Origin of the sequence: Aminobacter sp. J44, assembly GCF_007829415.1 — a bacterium.
Classification (GTDB): Bacteria; Pseudomonadota; Alphaproteobacteria; order Rhizobiales; family Rhizobiaceae; genus Aerobium.
Window position 1 is genome coordinate 47,741 of the sequence record NZ_VLJG01000007.1, and the last position, 15,864, is coordinate 63,604.

Below are 15,864 nucleotides of genomic sequence, written 5' to 3' on the forward strand. Positions count from 1 at the left end.
AACGATGCCTGGCCCCATGCGGCCGGGCATTTTATTTGGCACCTGCCCAACAACTATTGCGATGCAGCATTTTCGGACTAATCTCGGCCAGTCGTCTTTGCCGGAGTGAAGTTCTTGAAGATCCGCAAGCTGCTTGTCGCCAATCGTTCCGAGATTGCCATTCGCGTCTTCCGCGCAGCAAATGAGCTGGGCATCAAGACGGTCGCCATCTGGGCCGAAGAAGACAAATATGCGCTCCACCGCTTCAAGGCAGACGAGAGCTATCCGATCGGCCGCGGCCCGCATCTGAAGAAGGATCTCGGCCCGATCGAGAGCTACCTGTCGATCGACGAGGTGATCCGCGTCGCCAAGCTTTCCTGTGCGGACGCGATCCACCCGGGCTATGGCCTGCTTTCGGAAAGCCCTGAATTCGCCGACGCCTGCGCCGAGGCCGGCATCGTCTTCATCGGTCCGAAGCCAGAGACGATGCGGCGGCTGGGCAACAAGGTGGCCGCGCGCAACCTCGCGATCGAGATTGGCGTGCCGGTGGTTCCGGCAACCTACCCGCTGCCCGACGACATGGACGAGGTCGCGAAGCTTGCCGCCGAGATCGGCTATCCGCTGATGCTGAAGGCGTCGTGGGGCGGTGGCGGGCGCGGCATGCGCGCGATCCGCTCCGAAGCCGACCTTGCCCGCGAGGTGATGGAAGCCAAGCGTGAGGCCAAGGCCGCATTCGGCAAGGACGAGGTCTATCTCGAGAAGCTGGTCGAGCGCGCGCGCCACGTTGAGGTGCAGGTGCTGGGGGACACGCACGGCAATGCCGTGCACCTGTTTGAGCGTGATTGCTCGATCCAGCGCCGCAACCAGAAGGTCGTCGAGCGCGCGCCAGCGCCGTATCTCAACGATGCGCAGCGGCAGGAGCTGTGCGGCTACGCGCTGAAGATCGCGAAGGCCACCGACTATGTGGGCGCCGGCACCGTCGAATTCCTGATGGATGCCGATACCGGCAAGTTCTACTTCATCGAGGTCAATCCACGCATCCAGGTCGAGCACACCGTCACCGAGGAGGTGACGGGCATCGACATCGTCAAGGCGCAGATCCGCATTCTCGAAGGCGAGGCAATTGGAACGCCGGAATCCGGCGTGCCGGCGCAGGAGGACATTGGCCTGCATGGCCATGCCCTGCAGTGCCGCATCACCACGGAGGACCCGGAGCAGAATTTTATCCCCGACTATGGCCGCATCACCGCCTATCGGTCGGCGGCTGGCTTCGGCATCCGCCTCGATGGCGGCACCGCCTATACCGGTGCGATCATCACCCGCTACTACGACCCGCTGCTGGTCAAGGTGACGGCGTCGGGCGGCACTCCCGAGGAAGCGATCGCGCGCATGGACCGTGCGCTGCGCGAGTTCCGCATCCGCGGCGTTGCGACGAACCTCACCTTCCTCGAGGCGATCATCGGCCACCCGAAATTCCGCGACAATTCCTACACGACGCGGTTCATCGACGAGACGCCGGAGCTGTTCAGCCAGGTCAAGCGGCAAGACCGCGCGACCAAGCTGCTGACCTATCTCGCGGATGTCACCGTCAATGGCCATCCCGAGACGAGGGGCCGTCCGAAGCCGAACAGGGATGCCGCGCGGCCGCGCGTACCTTACATCGAAGCGCCGGTGCCGGAGGGTACCAAGCAGCTGCTCGACCAGCTGGGCCCGAAGAAGTTCGCCGAGTGGATGCGCAACGAAGAGCGTGTTCTCGTCACCGACACGACGATGCGCGATGGCCACCAGTCGCTGCTGGCGACGCGCATGCGCACCTTCGACATCGCCGGGATCGCCGGCGTTTATGCCCGCGCGTTGCCGCAGCTGCTCTCGCTCGAATGCTGGGGCGGCGCCACCTTCGACGTGTCGATGCGCTTCCTGACCGAGGATCCGTGGGAGCGCCTGTCGAAGGTCCGCGAGGCAGCGCCAAACCTTCTCCTGCAGATGCTGCTGCGCGGCGCGAACGGCGTCGGCTACACCAACTACCCCGATAACGTCGTCCGCTACTTCGTCAGGCAGGCGGCCCAGGGCGGCGTCGATCTTTTCCGCGTGTTCGATTGCCTCAACTGGGTCGAGAACATGCGCGTCGCGATGGACGCGGTGATCGAGGAAGGCAAGCTTTGCGAAGCGGCGATCTGCTACACCGGCGACATCCTCGATCCGAACCGTGCCAAGTACGACCTCAACTACTACGTCAATCTGACGAAGGAGCTCGAGGCCGCCGGCGCGCACATCATCGCGGTGAAGGACATGGCGGGCTTGCTGAAGCCTGCGGCCGCGAAGGTGCTGTTCAGGGCACTGCGCGAGGCGACGGATCTTCCGATCCACTTCCACACGCATGACACCTCCGGCATTGCGGCCGCCACCGTGCTGGCCGCTGTGGAGGCAGGTGTCGATGCGGTCGATGCGGCGATGGACGCATTCTCGGGCGGTACCTCGCAGCCCTGCCTTGGCTCGATCGTCGAGGCCCTGAAGGGCGATCCGCGCGACACGGGCCTCGACACCGAGTGGATCCGCCGCATCTCGTTCTACTGGGAAGCGGTGCGCAACCAGTACGCCGCCTTCGAAAGCGACCTGAAGGGGCCGGCCTCGGAAGTCTATCTGCACGAGATGCCGGGCGGCCAGTTCACCAACCTAAAGGAACAGGCGCGTTCGCTCGGCCTCGAGACACGCTGGCACGAGGTGGCGCGCGCCTATCACGACGCCAACCTGATGTTCGGCGACATCGTCAAGGTGACGCCGTCGTCGAAGGTGGTCGGCGACATGGCGCTGATGATGGTCTCGCAGGAGCTGACCGTCGAGGACGTGCTGAACCCCGCTCGCGACATTGCCTTTCCGGATTCGGTCGTGTCGATGCTGCGCGGTGACCTCGGCCAGTCGCCGGGCGGCTGGCCGGAAGCGCTGCAGAAGAAGGCGCTGAAGGGAGCGAAGCCGATTACGGTGCGCCCGGGCTCGCTGCTCGCCGATGCCGACCTTGAGGCCGAGCGCAAGCAGATCGAGGAAAAGCTCGAGCGCGAATTGAGCGATGCCGAGTTTGCCTCGTTCCTGATGTACCCGAAGGTGTTCACCGACTTTGCCGCCGCGCAGGCCGAGTACGGCCCGGTGAGCGTGCTGCCGACGCCGTCCTACTTCTACGGCATGGCACCGGAGGAAGAGATCTTCGTGGACCTCGAGCGCGGCAAGACGCTGGTCATCCGCTGCCTCGCCATCGGCGAGACCGATGATCAGGGCATGGTGACGGTGTTCTTCGAACTCAACGGCCAGCCCCGCCGCGTCAAGGTGCCAAACCGCAACGCCGGTGCGAGCGCCGCCAAGGTTCGCCGCAAGGCCGAGGCTGGTAATGCCGCGCATGTCGGCGCGCCGATGCCGGGCGTCATCTCGACCGTTGCGGTGGCTCAGGGCCAGAGCGTCAAGGCAGGCGACGTGCTGCTGTCCATTGAAGCGATGAAAATGGAAACGGCCCTCCATGCGGAGCGAGATGGCGAGATCGCCGAGGTGCTGGTCAGGACCGGCGAGCAGATCGACGCCAAGGACCTGCTGATCGTCTATGCCTGACGATCAGCGGTAGTCGACGAAGTTCTTGTAGATGTAGCCGGTCTTGCCCTCGTAGCTGACGGCGCACCAGCTCTTGCAGTCGGACTCTGCCTTGATCTCTGCATTGGCGGGAACGATTGCCAGAACCTCGGCTTCGTCGCTGGGGCCGGCACGCATGTTGACCGACGCTGACGCGACGGCTGTGCGTAGCGGATCCGCATCCGCCGGAGCGTCGCCTGACGGCTGGCGCTGTTCACGCGCGCCTTCATTCTGCTGCAGCTGCATCTCCTCCAGCCGCTCGATGTCGTCCTCGGTCTCCGCGACCGGCACCGGCGGCACGAATGTGCTTTCGTGCGGCATCGCTTGCAGGATGGAGTTGGTCTGGGCGGGATCGGCGAGCTGCAGCGGCTTGGCGGACTGGATCAGCTGCGCGGCGGTCTCGACCGGGGGCGAGGCCTTTGCCGGCTGCGCGGTCTTTACCGGTTCTGCCGGTACAGCGGCGGGCGCATCCGGAAGGATCGTTGCCGTCGCGGGCGGCGCCTCGACGCTTGCTTCGGGTGCGGCTGCCTCCCCGGCAACGTCGTTGCCGTCCGACAGGGCTCCAAACAGGAAGAACAGGGCCACGGCACCAAAGACCGTCACCGCGAGCGGGGCCGCAGCGGGCGGCAAGTCATCGATGAAGATCTGGGTTCTCTTACGGGGCCGGCCCTCGGATGTGAGCGGGGCGAGGAAAGGTTCGGGCTTCTGGCGTTTGCGCCAAGGTAACTTTTCCACTGGGCTACTCCTTGCGAAGCGATCAGCCGCGCTGCGCAAAACTCTGGACGCGGAATCCATGGAATCTGAATGTGGCCTCGTTTGGTCGCCTTTGTGGCAGTTGATCCGGCTCCCCCGGAAATTGGCCCCTGTGGCCCATTGACCGGCCCCGCGAACGCTTTAGGTTCCGCGCGTCACGCAGGGATTTCACTGAACAATGCAGGATCAAAGACAAGCAGCGCGCCTCGGTCGCTGGGCGGTTGCAGCGATGTTTTTCGCGAACGGTTTTGTCACTGGCAGCTGGGCGCCGCAGGTGCCGGTTCTCCTGTCACGCTTTGACATTGCCGAGACGGTGGTCGGCCTGCTGATCCTGATCTTCGGCATTGGCGCGCTGGTGGCGATGCCGACCTGCGGCTGGCTGATGGGCCGCCATGGTTCGCGCGCGGTCCTGCGCGGGTTTGCGGCGCTGCTGGGGTTGGTGCTGCCAGCCGTGGCACTGGCGCCCAATCTCGTTCTCGTCATCCCGGCGATCTTTGCGCTCGGGGCGATCGTCGGCGGCATGGACGTCGCGATGAACACGCATGCGGTGGAGACCGAGCGCCAGCTGGGCAGGGCAATCATGTCCTCTTCGCACGGCTTCTGGAGCCTCGGCGGCTTTGCCGGAAGCGCCACCGGTGGCCTGCTCATCCAGAACACGGGACACATCATGCAGGCGCTCATCGTCGGCGCGATCGCCTACGTCCTCGTCGCCGGCGCCTGGCTACGGCTCGTCGACGGCGAGATCCGCACAACGTCAGGCAAGCGCGAGCCGTTCTCCTTCCCGAAGGATCCGCTGATTTACTTGGTGGGCATCGTCTCGCTGTTCTGCATGATCCCGGAGGGCTCGGTGCTCGAATGGGGCGCGCTGCATCTCCAGCGTAGCCTTGGCGCGGAGATCGGCCTTGCCGGCTTTGCCTTCGGCGGCTTTGCCGTAACGATGGCGATCATGCGCTTTATCGGCGACGGCATCCGCAACCGCTTCGGCGCGGTGAAGACGCTGCGCGTCTCGGCGCTGATTGCCGGCGTCGGCGTCTTGATGGCTGGCCTTGCGCCCAATCCCTACATGGCGATCGCGGCGTTTGCCTTCGCAGGCATTGGTGTTGCTAACCTTGTGCCAATCGTCTTCTCGGCCGCGGGAAACCATGCAGGCGTTGCTTCGGCGACCGCGGTGAGCGTCGTCACTACCATGGGCTATTCCGGCATGCTGGTGGCGCCGTCCGCCATCGGCTTCATCGGCGAGCATCTCGGCTTCCCGGTTGTCTTCGCCGGCCTGTCGCTGTTCCTGTTCGTCGTCAGCGCGATGGCCCGCATCGTCAAGCGCGCGGACTTCGTGCACTCGCAAGAGTAACCGCCAAAACGGAAGAGGCTGCCCGCAGGCAGCCTCATCACGTTACGCAATAATCAAAGCTATAGCCGTCCCATAAGGACCAGTATCAACACGATGACAAGGACCACGCCGAGGATGCCGGAGGGTCCGTATCCCCATCCGCGCGAGTAGGGCCAGGCCGGAACCGCGCCCAGCAAAATCAGGATGAGGATGATGATAAGAATTGTACCGAGGGTCATCTCGTCGCCCTTTCATGACCAATCACGCATCAACAATGTGATCTTCACGATATTGTTCCCGAACGAGTTTTTCGGGCGGCGCTGGCGGCGGATTACTCCGCCGCCCGGCTGTAGGCAGGAGTGGCGCCGACAGGTTCGTCATTCGAGGCCTTGTCGCCGCCGGCGCTGCGGCGCCGCCAGAAGAACAGGCGTCCGAGCAGGCTGCGGTTTTCCTCGCCCTCACGTGGCGTCTCGCGGGTAAACACCATCAGCGCCGCCGGGGTTACTATCAGCGTCAGGACCGTCGCGAAGGCGAGGCCGAAGACAATCGCCGAGGAGAGCGAGATCCACCACTGTGTCGACGGCGCGTTGATCGTCGTCTCATGGTGGAAGAGCTCGAGGCCAAGGCCCATCGCGATCGGCAAGACGCCGAGGATCGCCGCCGCCGCCGTCAGCACGACGGGGCGTGCACGCTCGCGGCAGGTCTGCAGCACCGCGTCCATCTTGCTCCAGCCCTCGTGGCGCAGACGGTCGTAGGTGTCGATCAGCACGATGTTGTTGTTCACCACGACACCCGCGAGTGCGATGACGCCGATGCCCGACATGATGATGCCGAAGGCCTGACCGGTGATCAGCAGGCCGAGGAACACGCCGATCGTCGCCATCACCACAGTCATCAGCACCAGGAACACGCTGGTGAACTTGTTGAACTGGGCAAGCAGCACGATGAAGATCAGGAACACGGCCGCGCCGAATGCCCGCGAAAGGAAGGCGCTGGCCTCATCGCTTTCTTCGCTCGAACCGGCGAGCTTCCAGCGTGCGTTGCCGAGGTCCATCTCGCCTACAGCCTTCGCCACTTCCGCCTGCACGGCGGCGACCTGGAAGCCGTTGGCGACATTCGCCTGAACCACGATCGTCCGCTGGCCGTCGATGCGGTTGAGGACGCCCGTGCGCGGCTCCGCCTTACGCGAGACGAAGTTCGAGATCGGCACGGAGCCCTGCGGGGTCTCGACGCGCAGCTGGTCGAGGGTCGAGAGCGTGCGCCGGTCCTCGGGCAGCCGCAGCCGGATATCGACCGCGTCATCCGCGCCGGCCGGGCGGTAGTCGGTCAGTTTGAGGCCCGTGGTGACGAGCTGGACGACTGTGCCGACCGCGATGGGGCTGATGCCGTACTGCGCGGCCTTCGTGCGGTCGACCGTCAGTGCCCAGTCCACACCGGGGGGCGGCAGACCGTCGGCAATGTCGATCACGCCGGGGACCTGTCCGATGCGCGCAGCCACTTGCCGCGCCTTGTCCTCAAGGCCGGCCGGATCCGCCGCGGAGATGCGAAGCTGGATCGGCTTGCCGGTCGGCGGGCCAGCATCCGGGACGCGCACCTCGACGTCGACGCCGGGAATGCCGGCCATCGTAACGCGCAGGTCATCCAGAATCTCGTTGGCAGGCTTGCGCTCACGCCAATCGACGAACTCGTACTGGATCACGCCGACCACGTCTTCGGGGACGTCCTGCCCGCCGCCGCGCGTCTGGCCCACCGTCGTGTAGACGGACTTGATGCCCGGCCAGCCGAGCAGCCGGTCCTCCGCAACGCGGGTCGCCTGGTCCATTTCCGCGAGCGAAAGGTTGCCGCGTGCGTGGACGTACAGCAGGCCATAGTCCGGCTCGACGTTCGGGAAGAACTCGACGCCTGCGCCATAGTGCGAATAGGTGTACATGACGCCGAACAGCAGGGCGACCGCGCCCACCAGCACCGTCTTCGGGTAGCTGACCGCCTTCTTGACGAGCGCCATGTAAGCGCCGTCGCGGCGCTCTTCCTCTGGAATGACGTGCGCGTGAGCGAACTTCGCGCCAATGGTCGGCGTGAAGACCAGCGCGTACAGCATCGAAGCGGCCAGCGTCACGATCAGCGTGATCGGCATGTACATCATGAAGCTGCCGACGATGCCGGGCCAGAACAGCAGCGGCGAGAACGCCGCAATACGCGTCAGCGTCGCGGCCGCGACCGGGCCTGCCATGCGCTTGGCGGCAAGCTCGAACGCCTGCTCGCGCGGCATGCCTTCCGACATGCGCCGCTCGGCGAACTCAACGACGATGATCGCGTCGTCGACCAGCATGCCGACCGCAAGGATGAGGCTGAACAGCACGATCATGTTGATCGTGAAGCCCATCAGTGCCAGCAGCAGGATGCCCATCAGGAACGATGACGGGATCGCCAGGCCAATGATGAGCGAGGACCTTCCCGACAGCGCATAGAGGATCACGATGAAGACGAGGATGACCGCGATCAGCACGTGGTTCTGCAGGTCGCCAAGCAGCTGGATGATGAAGGTGGACTTGTCCTGCGTGTAGGTGACCTGCATCCCCTCGGGCAGGTTCTTCTGGAACTCGTCGGCAAGCGCCTTCACCTGATCGACCGTCTCGACGAGGTTCGAGCCGATGCGCTTCTTCACCTCGATCGCGATCGCAGGTTTGCCGTCGATGCGGCTGATCGTTTCCGCGTCCTTGTGGGTCGAGCGGATGGTGGCGAGGTCCTGCGCGCGCACGATGGCGTTGGGACCGGCAACGACCGGCAGGGTGGCGACGTCTTCGACCGTCTCGATCAGCGCCGGGACCTTGACCGAATAACGGCCTTCAGAGCCTTCGAGTGCGCCGGCGGCGACAAGGCTGTTCGAGGCGCCGACGCCCTGAATGAGCTGGTCAAGCTGGAGTCCATAGGACGAAAGCTTCATCGGGTCGATGACGACCTCGACGAGATCGTCACGGGCGCCCTTGAGCACAGCCTCGAGCACGCCCGGTACTTCCTCGATGCGGTCGCGCAGCTCGCGTGCCGCGGTCGTCAGGGTGCGCTCAGGCACGTCACCCGAAAGCGTGACGACCAGCACGGGGAACTCGGAAATGTTGACCTCGTGCACGGTTGGCTCTTCCGCGCCTTGCGGGATGTCGGGCCGCGCGTCGGAGACCTTGTTGCGCGTGTCGTCGAGCGCCGTCTTCAGGTCCGTCGACGGGTCGAACTCGAGCAGGACGTAGCCCCCGCCTTCATAGGCGGCCGAGCGCATTTCCTTGACGCCCTTGATCGTCTTCAGCTTCGTTTCAATCGGGCGCAGCAGGAGCCGCTCCGAGTCCTCGGGCGAGATGCCCTGATAGATCAGGCTCACATAGATGATCGGAATGGGAACGTCGGGCTCTGCTTCCTTCGGGATCGAGATGTAGGAAAGCGCGCCCGCGATCATCAGGAACACGAGCGTGGTCAGCGTCAGGCGCGCGTTCCGGACCGCAAGTCGTACGATATCCATGACATGCCCCTTAGAGGGTGCCGCCAGCCGCTACTTCGGCCAGCTTCTTGATGGTTTCCGGGTCGGCGTCGACCGGATTGACCGTGTCGCCCTCGGAGATCATCTCCTGCCCCGCCACGATGATGCGCACGTCGTCGGGAATACCGGCGAGGACGAGGCCGTGAGGGGTGTCGTCGACGAGGTCGATCGGGAAGAACACCACCTTGTCGCTGGCGTCGACCGCACGGATGCCGAGGTCGCCGTCGGCGCTGAGCGTGACGACGGAACGCGGCAGGATCGTTGCGGGCACCGGATCGGCACGCAGCGTAATCTCTGCGGTCATGCCCGACGGAACCTTGCCGTCCGGGTTCGGGATCGCGATCTCGACGCGGAAGGTGCGTGTGGTGGTCGTGGCGTCGCGGCTCACATGCCGCAGTTCGCCCTCGACCTGCATGCCATTGACCAAGCGCACTTCGGCCTTGTCACCGGGCTCGACGAAGCCAAGGTCACGCTCCGACACCTCGCCGCGAGCAAGGATCGGATCGAGATTGAGGATCGTTGCCACCGGCGCTCCGACCTGCACCGCGGTCCCGAGCTCGACGTCGATCTTGTCGATCGTGCCGGGGAAGGGGGCGCGCACGATGTTGCGGTTGAGTTCCGCCTCCGCGGCTTCGAGCCCGGAACGGGCAAGCGCAAGTGCGGACATTGCCGTATCGAGCTGCTGCTTGGAGACGCTGCCCTGCTTGTGGAGCTTTTGGGCCGCTTCGGCTTCGGTCTCGCGCTGCTTCAGCGTCTGGCGCGCGGCCTCGACCGCGGCTTCCTTGCCCTCAGCCTCGAGCTTCAGGATGACGTCGCCGCGATTGACGCGATCGCCGAGCTTGACCGGCAGTTCCTCGATAACACCAGCCGTGCGTGCCGCCAGGACCGCGCGCTGGTCGGCGTCGGTATAGCCGGACATGCGGATGGCGCGCGAATGCTCGATACGGATTGGCTTGAGAACGCCGACGGTGCGCAGCGGCGTGGAGACCTGCTGCTCTTCAGCCGGTTTCTTTGCAGCCGCAGCCGGATCCTCACCGGCCGCGCTGCCGACCGAGGAGAATTCCCCGGTGGCAACCCACGCAACAGTACCGATCAGGACGGCAATCGCCGCAACCTTGTGAAACTTTATCCTGGGCATTCGAGATATCCAGCGCACGCTTCTCGTTCAGGCCCCACGCCGAGCGAGTGATATGGAGGTCACGGGGGCCGCGTTCAATAGATCTCAGGTTCTGACCTTATGAGCGCGTGACCTTTACAGTAGTAATCATCCTCGAAATAGTCAGAAAAACTGAAGTGATCATCAATGCGGTGGCAGTAATGGCTCATAACTGTTAACAGAACAACGGTTTCGCCCACGAGACTCGCCTTCGCGGGAGGGATGGCTTGTTCCTGAAACACGATGCGCGCGAGAGCAGGCCACGACGATCCCATCGCCGACTTCAGGGCTGCTCCGCGTAGCCAATCGCTACATGCCCTAGCGTGATGCGCAACCCTTCATCCTGAAGGCTGGTGACAGGGTTTGTCAGGAGGAGTTGCCGTAACGTCAGTTCTTCTGTCAGCTTGTACGGAATTTCCGCCGGACACTGGCAATTGCGACCTATGCGCGTTCTCGCAGCGGCGACACCGCGAAATGGTCACGATCCTCATGTTGAGGGATACGGGCGGCGACCACTTGCCTCGCGACTTTGTCATGTGCGCGCGCGCGGTTTGTGCTAGAAGGCCGCAAATCCCCATTCCGCCGCTGACAGGCGAAAACGAGTTTGACCGCGATGTTTGAATTCCTCGACCGTCCGCTGGAGCGCCGCATCACAGTTGGCGTGAAGGTTGGCGACGTGATGGTAGGCGGTGGCGCACCGGTCGTCGTCCAATCCATGACCAACACGGATACTGCCGACGTCGATTCCACCGTTGCCCAGGTGGCGGCGCTGCATCGGGCAGGTTCCGAAATTGTCCGCATCACCGTCGACCGCGATGAATCGGCTGCCGCGGTGCCGCACATTCGCGACCGTCTGGTCCGGCTCGGCATCAACGTGCCGCTGGTCGGCGACTTTCACTATATCGGCCACAAGCTGCTTGCGGACCATCCGGCCTGCGCCGAGGCGCTGGCGAAGTATCGCATCAACCCGGGCAATGTCGGCTTCAAGGACAAGAAGGACAAGCAGTTCGGCGCGATCGTCGAGACGGCTATCCGCCACGACAAGCCGGTGCGCATCGGCGTCAACTGGGGCTCGCTCGACCAGGAGCTGCTGACGCGGCTGATGGACGAGAACCAGAAGAACGGATCGCCCATGACCGCGCAGGAAGTCATGCGCGAGGCGATCGTGCAGTCGGCGCTGATCTCGGCCGAGATGGCCGAGGAGATCGGCCTGCCGCGCGATAAGATCATCCTGTCGGCCAAGGTCAGCCAGGTGCAGGACTTGATCGCGGTTTATGTCGAGCTGGCCAAGCGCTCGAACCACGCGCTGCATCTGGGTCTCACTGAAGCCGGTATGGGTTCGAAGGGCATCGTCGCCTCGTCGGCCGCGATGGGCATTCTGCTCCAGCAGGGCATCGGCGACACGATCCGCATTTCGCTGACGCCGGAGCCCGGCGGCGACCGCACCCGTGAGGTGCAGGTGGCGCAGGAACTGCTGCAGACAATGGGCTTCCGCCAGTTCGTGCCGATCGTTGCCGCTTGCCCCGGCTGCGGCCGCACCACCTCGACCGTATTCCAGGAACTTGCCGCGACGATCCAGGAAGACATTCGCCGCAACATGCCGGAGTGGCGTAAGAAGTATCCGGGCGTCGAGGACCTGAAGGTCGCGGTGATGGGCTGCATCGTCAACGGCCCGGGCGAGTCGAAGCATGCCGACATCGGTATTTCGCTGCCGGGAACGGGCGAGACGCCGACGGCACCCGTGTTCATCGACGGCCAGAAGGCCGCGACGCTGCGCGGCCCGAACATCGCCGAGGATTTCCAGAAGATGGTCGCCGATTATATCGAGCGCCGCTTTGGTATCGGCAGCCAACGCGCCGCCGAATAGGCCTGCGCGTCAGGCGCTGAGCGCCACCGGCGCGCGAGGACGATCCAGCCAGGCGTCGAGCTTGTCAGCGAGCTTGTCCGGTGAGATCGGCTTGGACAGGTAGTCGTCCATGCCGGCCTCGATGCACTTCTCGCGGTCCCCCTTGAGCGCGTGGGCGGTAACACCCACGATCGGGGTGTGGATACCGAGGCTGCGCTCCATGCGGCGGATCGCGGCGGTGGCCTCAAGGCCATTCATCTCCGGCATCGACACGTCCATCAGGATCAGCTTCGGTTTGAGCTCCGAGTGGAGCTCGACCGCCTCGCGTCCGTTCTGCGCGATGCGGTAGCTGAGGCCGAGCCCGTTGAGGATCTGGGAGAAGACCAGCTGGTTCACCTCGTTGTCCTCGGCAACGAGGATGTCGACGTGGCCGGGATGATCGGCGACCTTATCTTCCGGCCCTGCCGTCGCTGCGGCACGGGGCAGCGGGATCACTTCCGTGTTGCCGGCGTCGGTCTGGCGTGACGCCTGCATCACATGGACCAGCGTTTCCAGCAGCACCGCCGAGCGGACAGGCTTCGGCAGGTGAGCTGTAATGCCGGTTTCTGCCGTGATACGTCCCGCTGCCTGGTCGACCGAAGACAGCACCACGATCGGGATATGGCGCAGTGCCGGGTTGGCGACGATGCGTTTCGCCACCTCGACGCCGTTCATGCCCGGCATCTGGTAATCGAGAACGATGCAGTCGACATGCGCGCCAAGCTCGATGCAGCGGTCGAGGAAGGCAAGGGCGATCTCGCCGTCCTCTGCGGCGGCGCAGTCGAAGTTCCAGCCGCGCAGCTGCTCGAGCAGGATGTTGCGGTTTATCTTGTTGTCGTCGACGATGAGGACGCGCGCACCGGACACGTCGACGGGGACTGGCTTCGGACGACGGACGTCCTCGTGAACGGGAAGCGGCAGCATCACCCAGAACACCGAGCCCTTGCCGAGTTCGCTCTCGACGCCGATCTTGCCGCCCATCAGCTCGACGAGGCGCGAAGCGATGGCAAGGCCAAGGCCAGTGCCCTCATGGCGGCGGGTCGATGAGGAGTCGACTTGGCTGAACTTCTCGAAGATCCGCTGCTGCATGTTTTCGGGAATGCCGATGCCGGTATCCTCAACGCGGATGGTGATGCTGGCGACGTCCTTCTTCACCTCGCCGCTGACGTCGACGAGGACGTAGCCCTTCTCGGTGAACTTGACGCCGTTGCCGACGAGATTGGTGACGATCTGGCGGATGCGGCCGACGTCGCCCACTACGCAGGCCGGCAGCGCCGGATCGATGCGGACGATCAGTTCGAGATCCTTCTCGGCGACCTGGCTGGAAACGAGCGTTGCCACATCCTCAATCGCCTCGGCGAGGCGGAACGGTGCCGGGTCGAGCGTCAGCTGGCCTGCGTCGATCTTCGAGAAGTCGAGGATGTCGTTGATGATCGTCAGCAGCGCGCTGCCCGACTTTAGTATCACATCGGCAAAGGTGCGCTGACGGGTGTCCAAATTGGTTCGGATCAGGAGTTCCGCCATTCCGAGGACGCCGTTCATCGGCGTGCGGATCTCGTGGCTCATGTTGGCAAGGAACTCGGACTTGGCGCGGTCGGCGGACTCTGCCTTCACCCACGCAGCCTCGAGCGACTTGTTGGCGGCCTCGAGCTCTTCCTGGGCCTTGGCGATGTTGCGCATCATCGGCACGAACACCCAGCTCGAGGTGAGCACGGCGATCAAGAGGATGATGCCGGCGACCAGCAGGAGCATGCGGGGCAAGCTGTCGTAGCTGTCGATCATATCGCCGCGCAGTTCGGTCATCGTCGCCTTGAGGTTGATGTTGACGCGATCGCGCGCGAGCTTCTGCAGCTGGCTGAAGACGCGCTGTGCTGCCGGCGACGAATAGTCCGTGAAGATGTCGAGACGCCGCGCGAGCGAGATGACCTCACGCATGTCCTTTTCGAGCGACGGACGGGTCTCGTCGCCCTCCCAAATGTGCAGGAAGGCGGGGGACATCTGCAGCCCGCGAATGTCGCTCAGGATCGGATCAGGCGAGTCGAAGACGTGTTCCGTCGGCGTGGAACCCCGCTCCTCCGCCGCAATGCGGCGACCTTCCTCGGTCTGTACGTCGCCACGCACGGCGGTCGAAAAGGCGCGGTAGAGGCTGTCGAGGCGCTCGACGACGCGCCCGAGTTCCCGCCGCGCTTCGACGGCCGCGGGATTGTCCTCCAGCGTGCGTCCCGGGGCGCCTGCGGTGCGGGCGGCCTGCAGTTGCTGCTTCAGGCGCAACTGGTCGAGCGCCAGCGCCTGGTAGATGACGTCGCTGGTTGCCTCGCTCATGGCAACGAGGACGGCCGCGAACTTGATGTTGGTGCGCGCGTTGGACGAATGCCAGTTCACGAAGAACGCGCCAATGCTGACGGCGAGCAAAAACCCCGTCATGATGAAGATCAGACGGCCGCGCATATAGGAGCGCGTGACAGCGATGGACATCGACCCCGCCATAAAAATCCCCAGTTCAGCGGGGAAGAATGGCGAAGTTCCCTTAAAGTGCTGTTAACTCAGGGAAATGTTAGCGCTTGCTTGAAGGCGGGCGTCACGACGAGCGATAGGCAACGAATTCTGCCGCGCGCCGCAGCATCGTGGCGCGCTCACCGAAGGGCGCGAGAATTTCGCTTGCCTGCTCGACGAGGCCCTTGAGCTGCTTCCTCGTCCACTCGATCCCGTGCAGCGAAACCAGCGTGCCCTTGCCCGCGGTGGCGTCCTTGCCGGCCGCCTTGCCAAGGGTGCCGACGTCGGACGTTGCGTCGAGAAGGTCGTCGGCAAGCTGGAAGGCAAGGCCGATCGCAGAGCCGAACTCCCCAAGCCGCTCGCGCTCCTCCGGGGTGGCGTGGCCGATGAGAGCGCCGGCTTCGCAGGCGTAGCGGATCAGCGCGCCGGTCTTCATCGCCTGCAGGGTGACGATCCCCGCCTCATCCGGCTTCACCTTCTCCGCAGCAAGGTCGAGCGCCTGGCCGCCGGCCATGCCACCCATGCCGGAAGCGCGGGCAAGGCCCTGGACGAGGGAGAGGCGGGTCGCAGCCGGAAGCTCCGTTGCGTCGTCGGCGATAATGTCGAATGCGTAGGTCAGCAGGCTGTCCCCGGCGAGAATCGCGGTCGCCTCGTCGAAGGCGCGGTGGACCGTCGGCTGGCCGCGGCGCAGGTCGTCATTATCCATCGCCGGCAGGTCGTCGTGGATCAGCGAATAGCAGTGGACGCATTCGAGCGCGGCTGCCAACCGCAGGGCCGCTTCGCCATCCGCCGAGAACAGCGCGGCGCTCTCGATGACCAGAAAGGGGCGCAGCCGCTTGCCGCCATTGAGCACGCCGTGGCGGATGGCGCGCAGCAGATTTTCGGGGCGGTTGATCTCGCCGTCCAGAAGGTGAGGGCCGAGGAGCTGGTCGAGCGCAGCTTCGACGCTGGCGGCGTGCCGCGCGAGAGCCACTTCAAATTCGTGGATGGGCGTGTCGGTCATGCGCGGAGCGATGGCCCTAAAATGCGGCCGGGTCAAGCCGTGCGGCGTTGCGCTGAGGGGTAGGCGTCTGTATTCCAGAAGGCAGTCAAGCAAGAGGAGTTAGGGTGGCTCAAGGGACGGGCGAGCCGGG

General features: G+C 64.5%; 9 protein-coding genes. 3 read left to right on the forward strand and 6 right to left on the reverse strand.

Annotated features, from left to right (window positions below; translation table 11 throughout):
* Positions 1-114: 114 nt before the first annotated feature.
* The gene (gene pyc / locus L610_RS03985; protein ID WP_144702664.1) at positions 115-3,573 is read left to right on the forward strand and encodes a pyruvate carboxylase; all 3,459 of its coding nucleotides are present in this window, start codon (positions 115-117) and stop codon (positions 3,571-3,573) included.
* 3 nt (positions 3,574-3,576) lie between these two features.
* On the opposite strand, the gene L610_RS03990 is transcribed toward pyc, so the two are convergent.
* Positions 3,577-4,326, reverse strand: coding sequence for an SH3 domain-containing protein (locus tag L610_RS03990; RefSeq protein WP_186441312.1), 750 nt, complete (start codon positions 4,324-4,326; stop codon positions 3,577-3,579).
* Between the two features lie 247 nt (positions 4,327-4,573).
* On the opposite strand from L610_RS03990, the gene L610_RS03995 reads away from it, so the two are divergent.
* Positions 4,574-5,692: an MFS transporter gene (locus L610_RS03995; protein ID WP_245263748.1), complete on the forward strand. Its 1,119-nt coding sequence runs from the start codon at positions 4,574-4,576 to the stop codon at positions 5,690-5,692.
* A gap of 59 nt (positions 5,693-5,751) precedes the next feature.
* On the opposite strand, the gene L610_RS04000 is transcribed toward L610_RS03995, so the two are convergent.
* From L610_RS04000 to L610_RS04010, 3 genes are all read right to left on the reverse strand, one after another.
* Entirely contained in the window at positions 5,752-5,910 is a 159-nt protein-coding gene (locus L610_RS04000) for a DUF3309 family protein (RefSeq protein ID WP_034330441.1), read from the reverse strand.
* 92 nt (positions 5,911-6,002) lie between these two features.
* The gene (locus tag L610_RS04005) at positions 6,003-9,179 is read right to left on the reverse strand and encodes an efflux RND transporter permease subunit (RefSeq protein WP_024848965.1); all 3,177 of its coding nucleotides are present in this window, start codon (positions 9,177-9,179) and stop codon (positions 6,003-6,005) included.
* Positions 9,180-9,189: 10 nt separating this feature from the next.
* The gene (locus L610_RS04010) at positions 9,190-10,335 is read right to left on the reverse strand and encodes an efflux RND transporter periplasmic adaptor subunit (RefSeq protein ID WP_024848966.1); all 1,146 of its coding nucleotides are present in this window, start codon (positions 10,333-10,335) and stop codon (positions 9,190-9,192) included.
* Between the two features lie 631 nt (positions 10,336-10,966).
* Between L610_RS04010 and ispG the strand changes: the two genes are divergently transcribed.
* Positions 10,967-12,220 carry a flavodoxin-dependent (E)-4-hydroxy-3-methylbut-2-enyl-diphosphate synthase gene (ispG, locus tag L610_RS04015; protein WP_144702725.1) on the forward strand — a complete coding sequence of 418 codons (1,254 nt, stop codon included), beginning with the start codon at positions 10,967-10,969 and terminating at the stop codon, positions 12,218-12,220.
* A 9-nt stretch (positions 12,221-12,229) separates the two neighbouring features.
* Here the strand turns inward: ispG and L610_RS04020 are convergent, their stop codons facing one another.
* Positions 12,230-14,713: a response regulator gene (locus tag L610_RS04020; protein ID WP_246658913.1), complete on the reverse strand. Its 2,484-nt coding sequence runs from the start codon at positions 14,711-14,713 to the stop codon at positions 12,230-12,232.
* Positions 14,714-14,816: 103 nt separating this feature from the next.
* The gene (locus tag L610_RS04025) at positions 14,817-15,734 is read right to left on the reverse strand and encodes a polyprenyl synthetase family protein (protein WP_144702670.1); all 918 of its coding nucleotides are present in this window, start codon (positions 15,732-15,734) and stop codon (positions 14,817-14,819) included.
* Positions 15,735-15,864 lie beyond the last annotated feature (130 nt).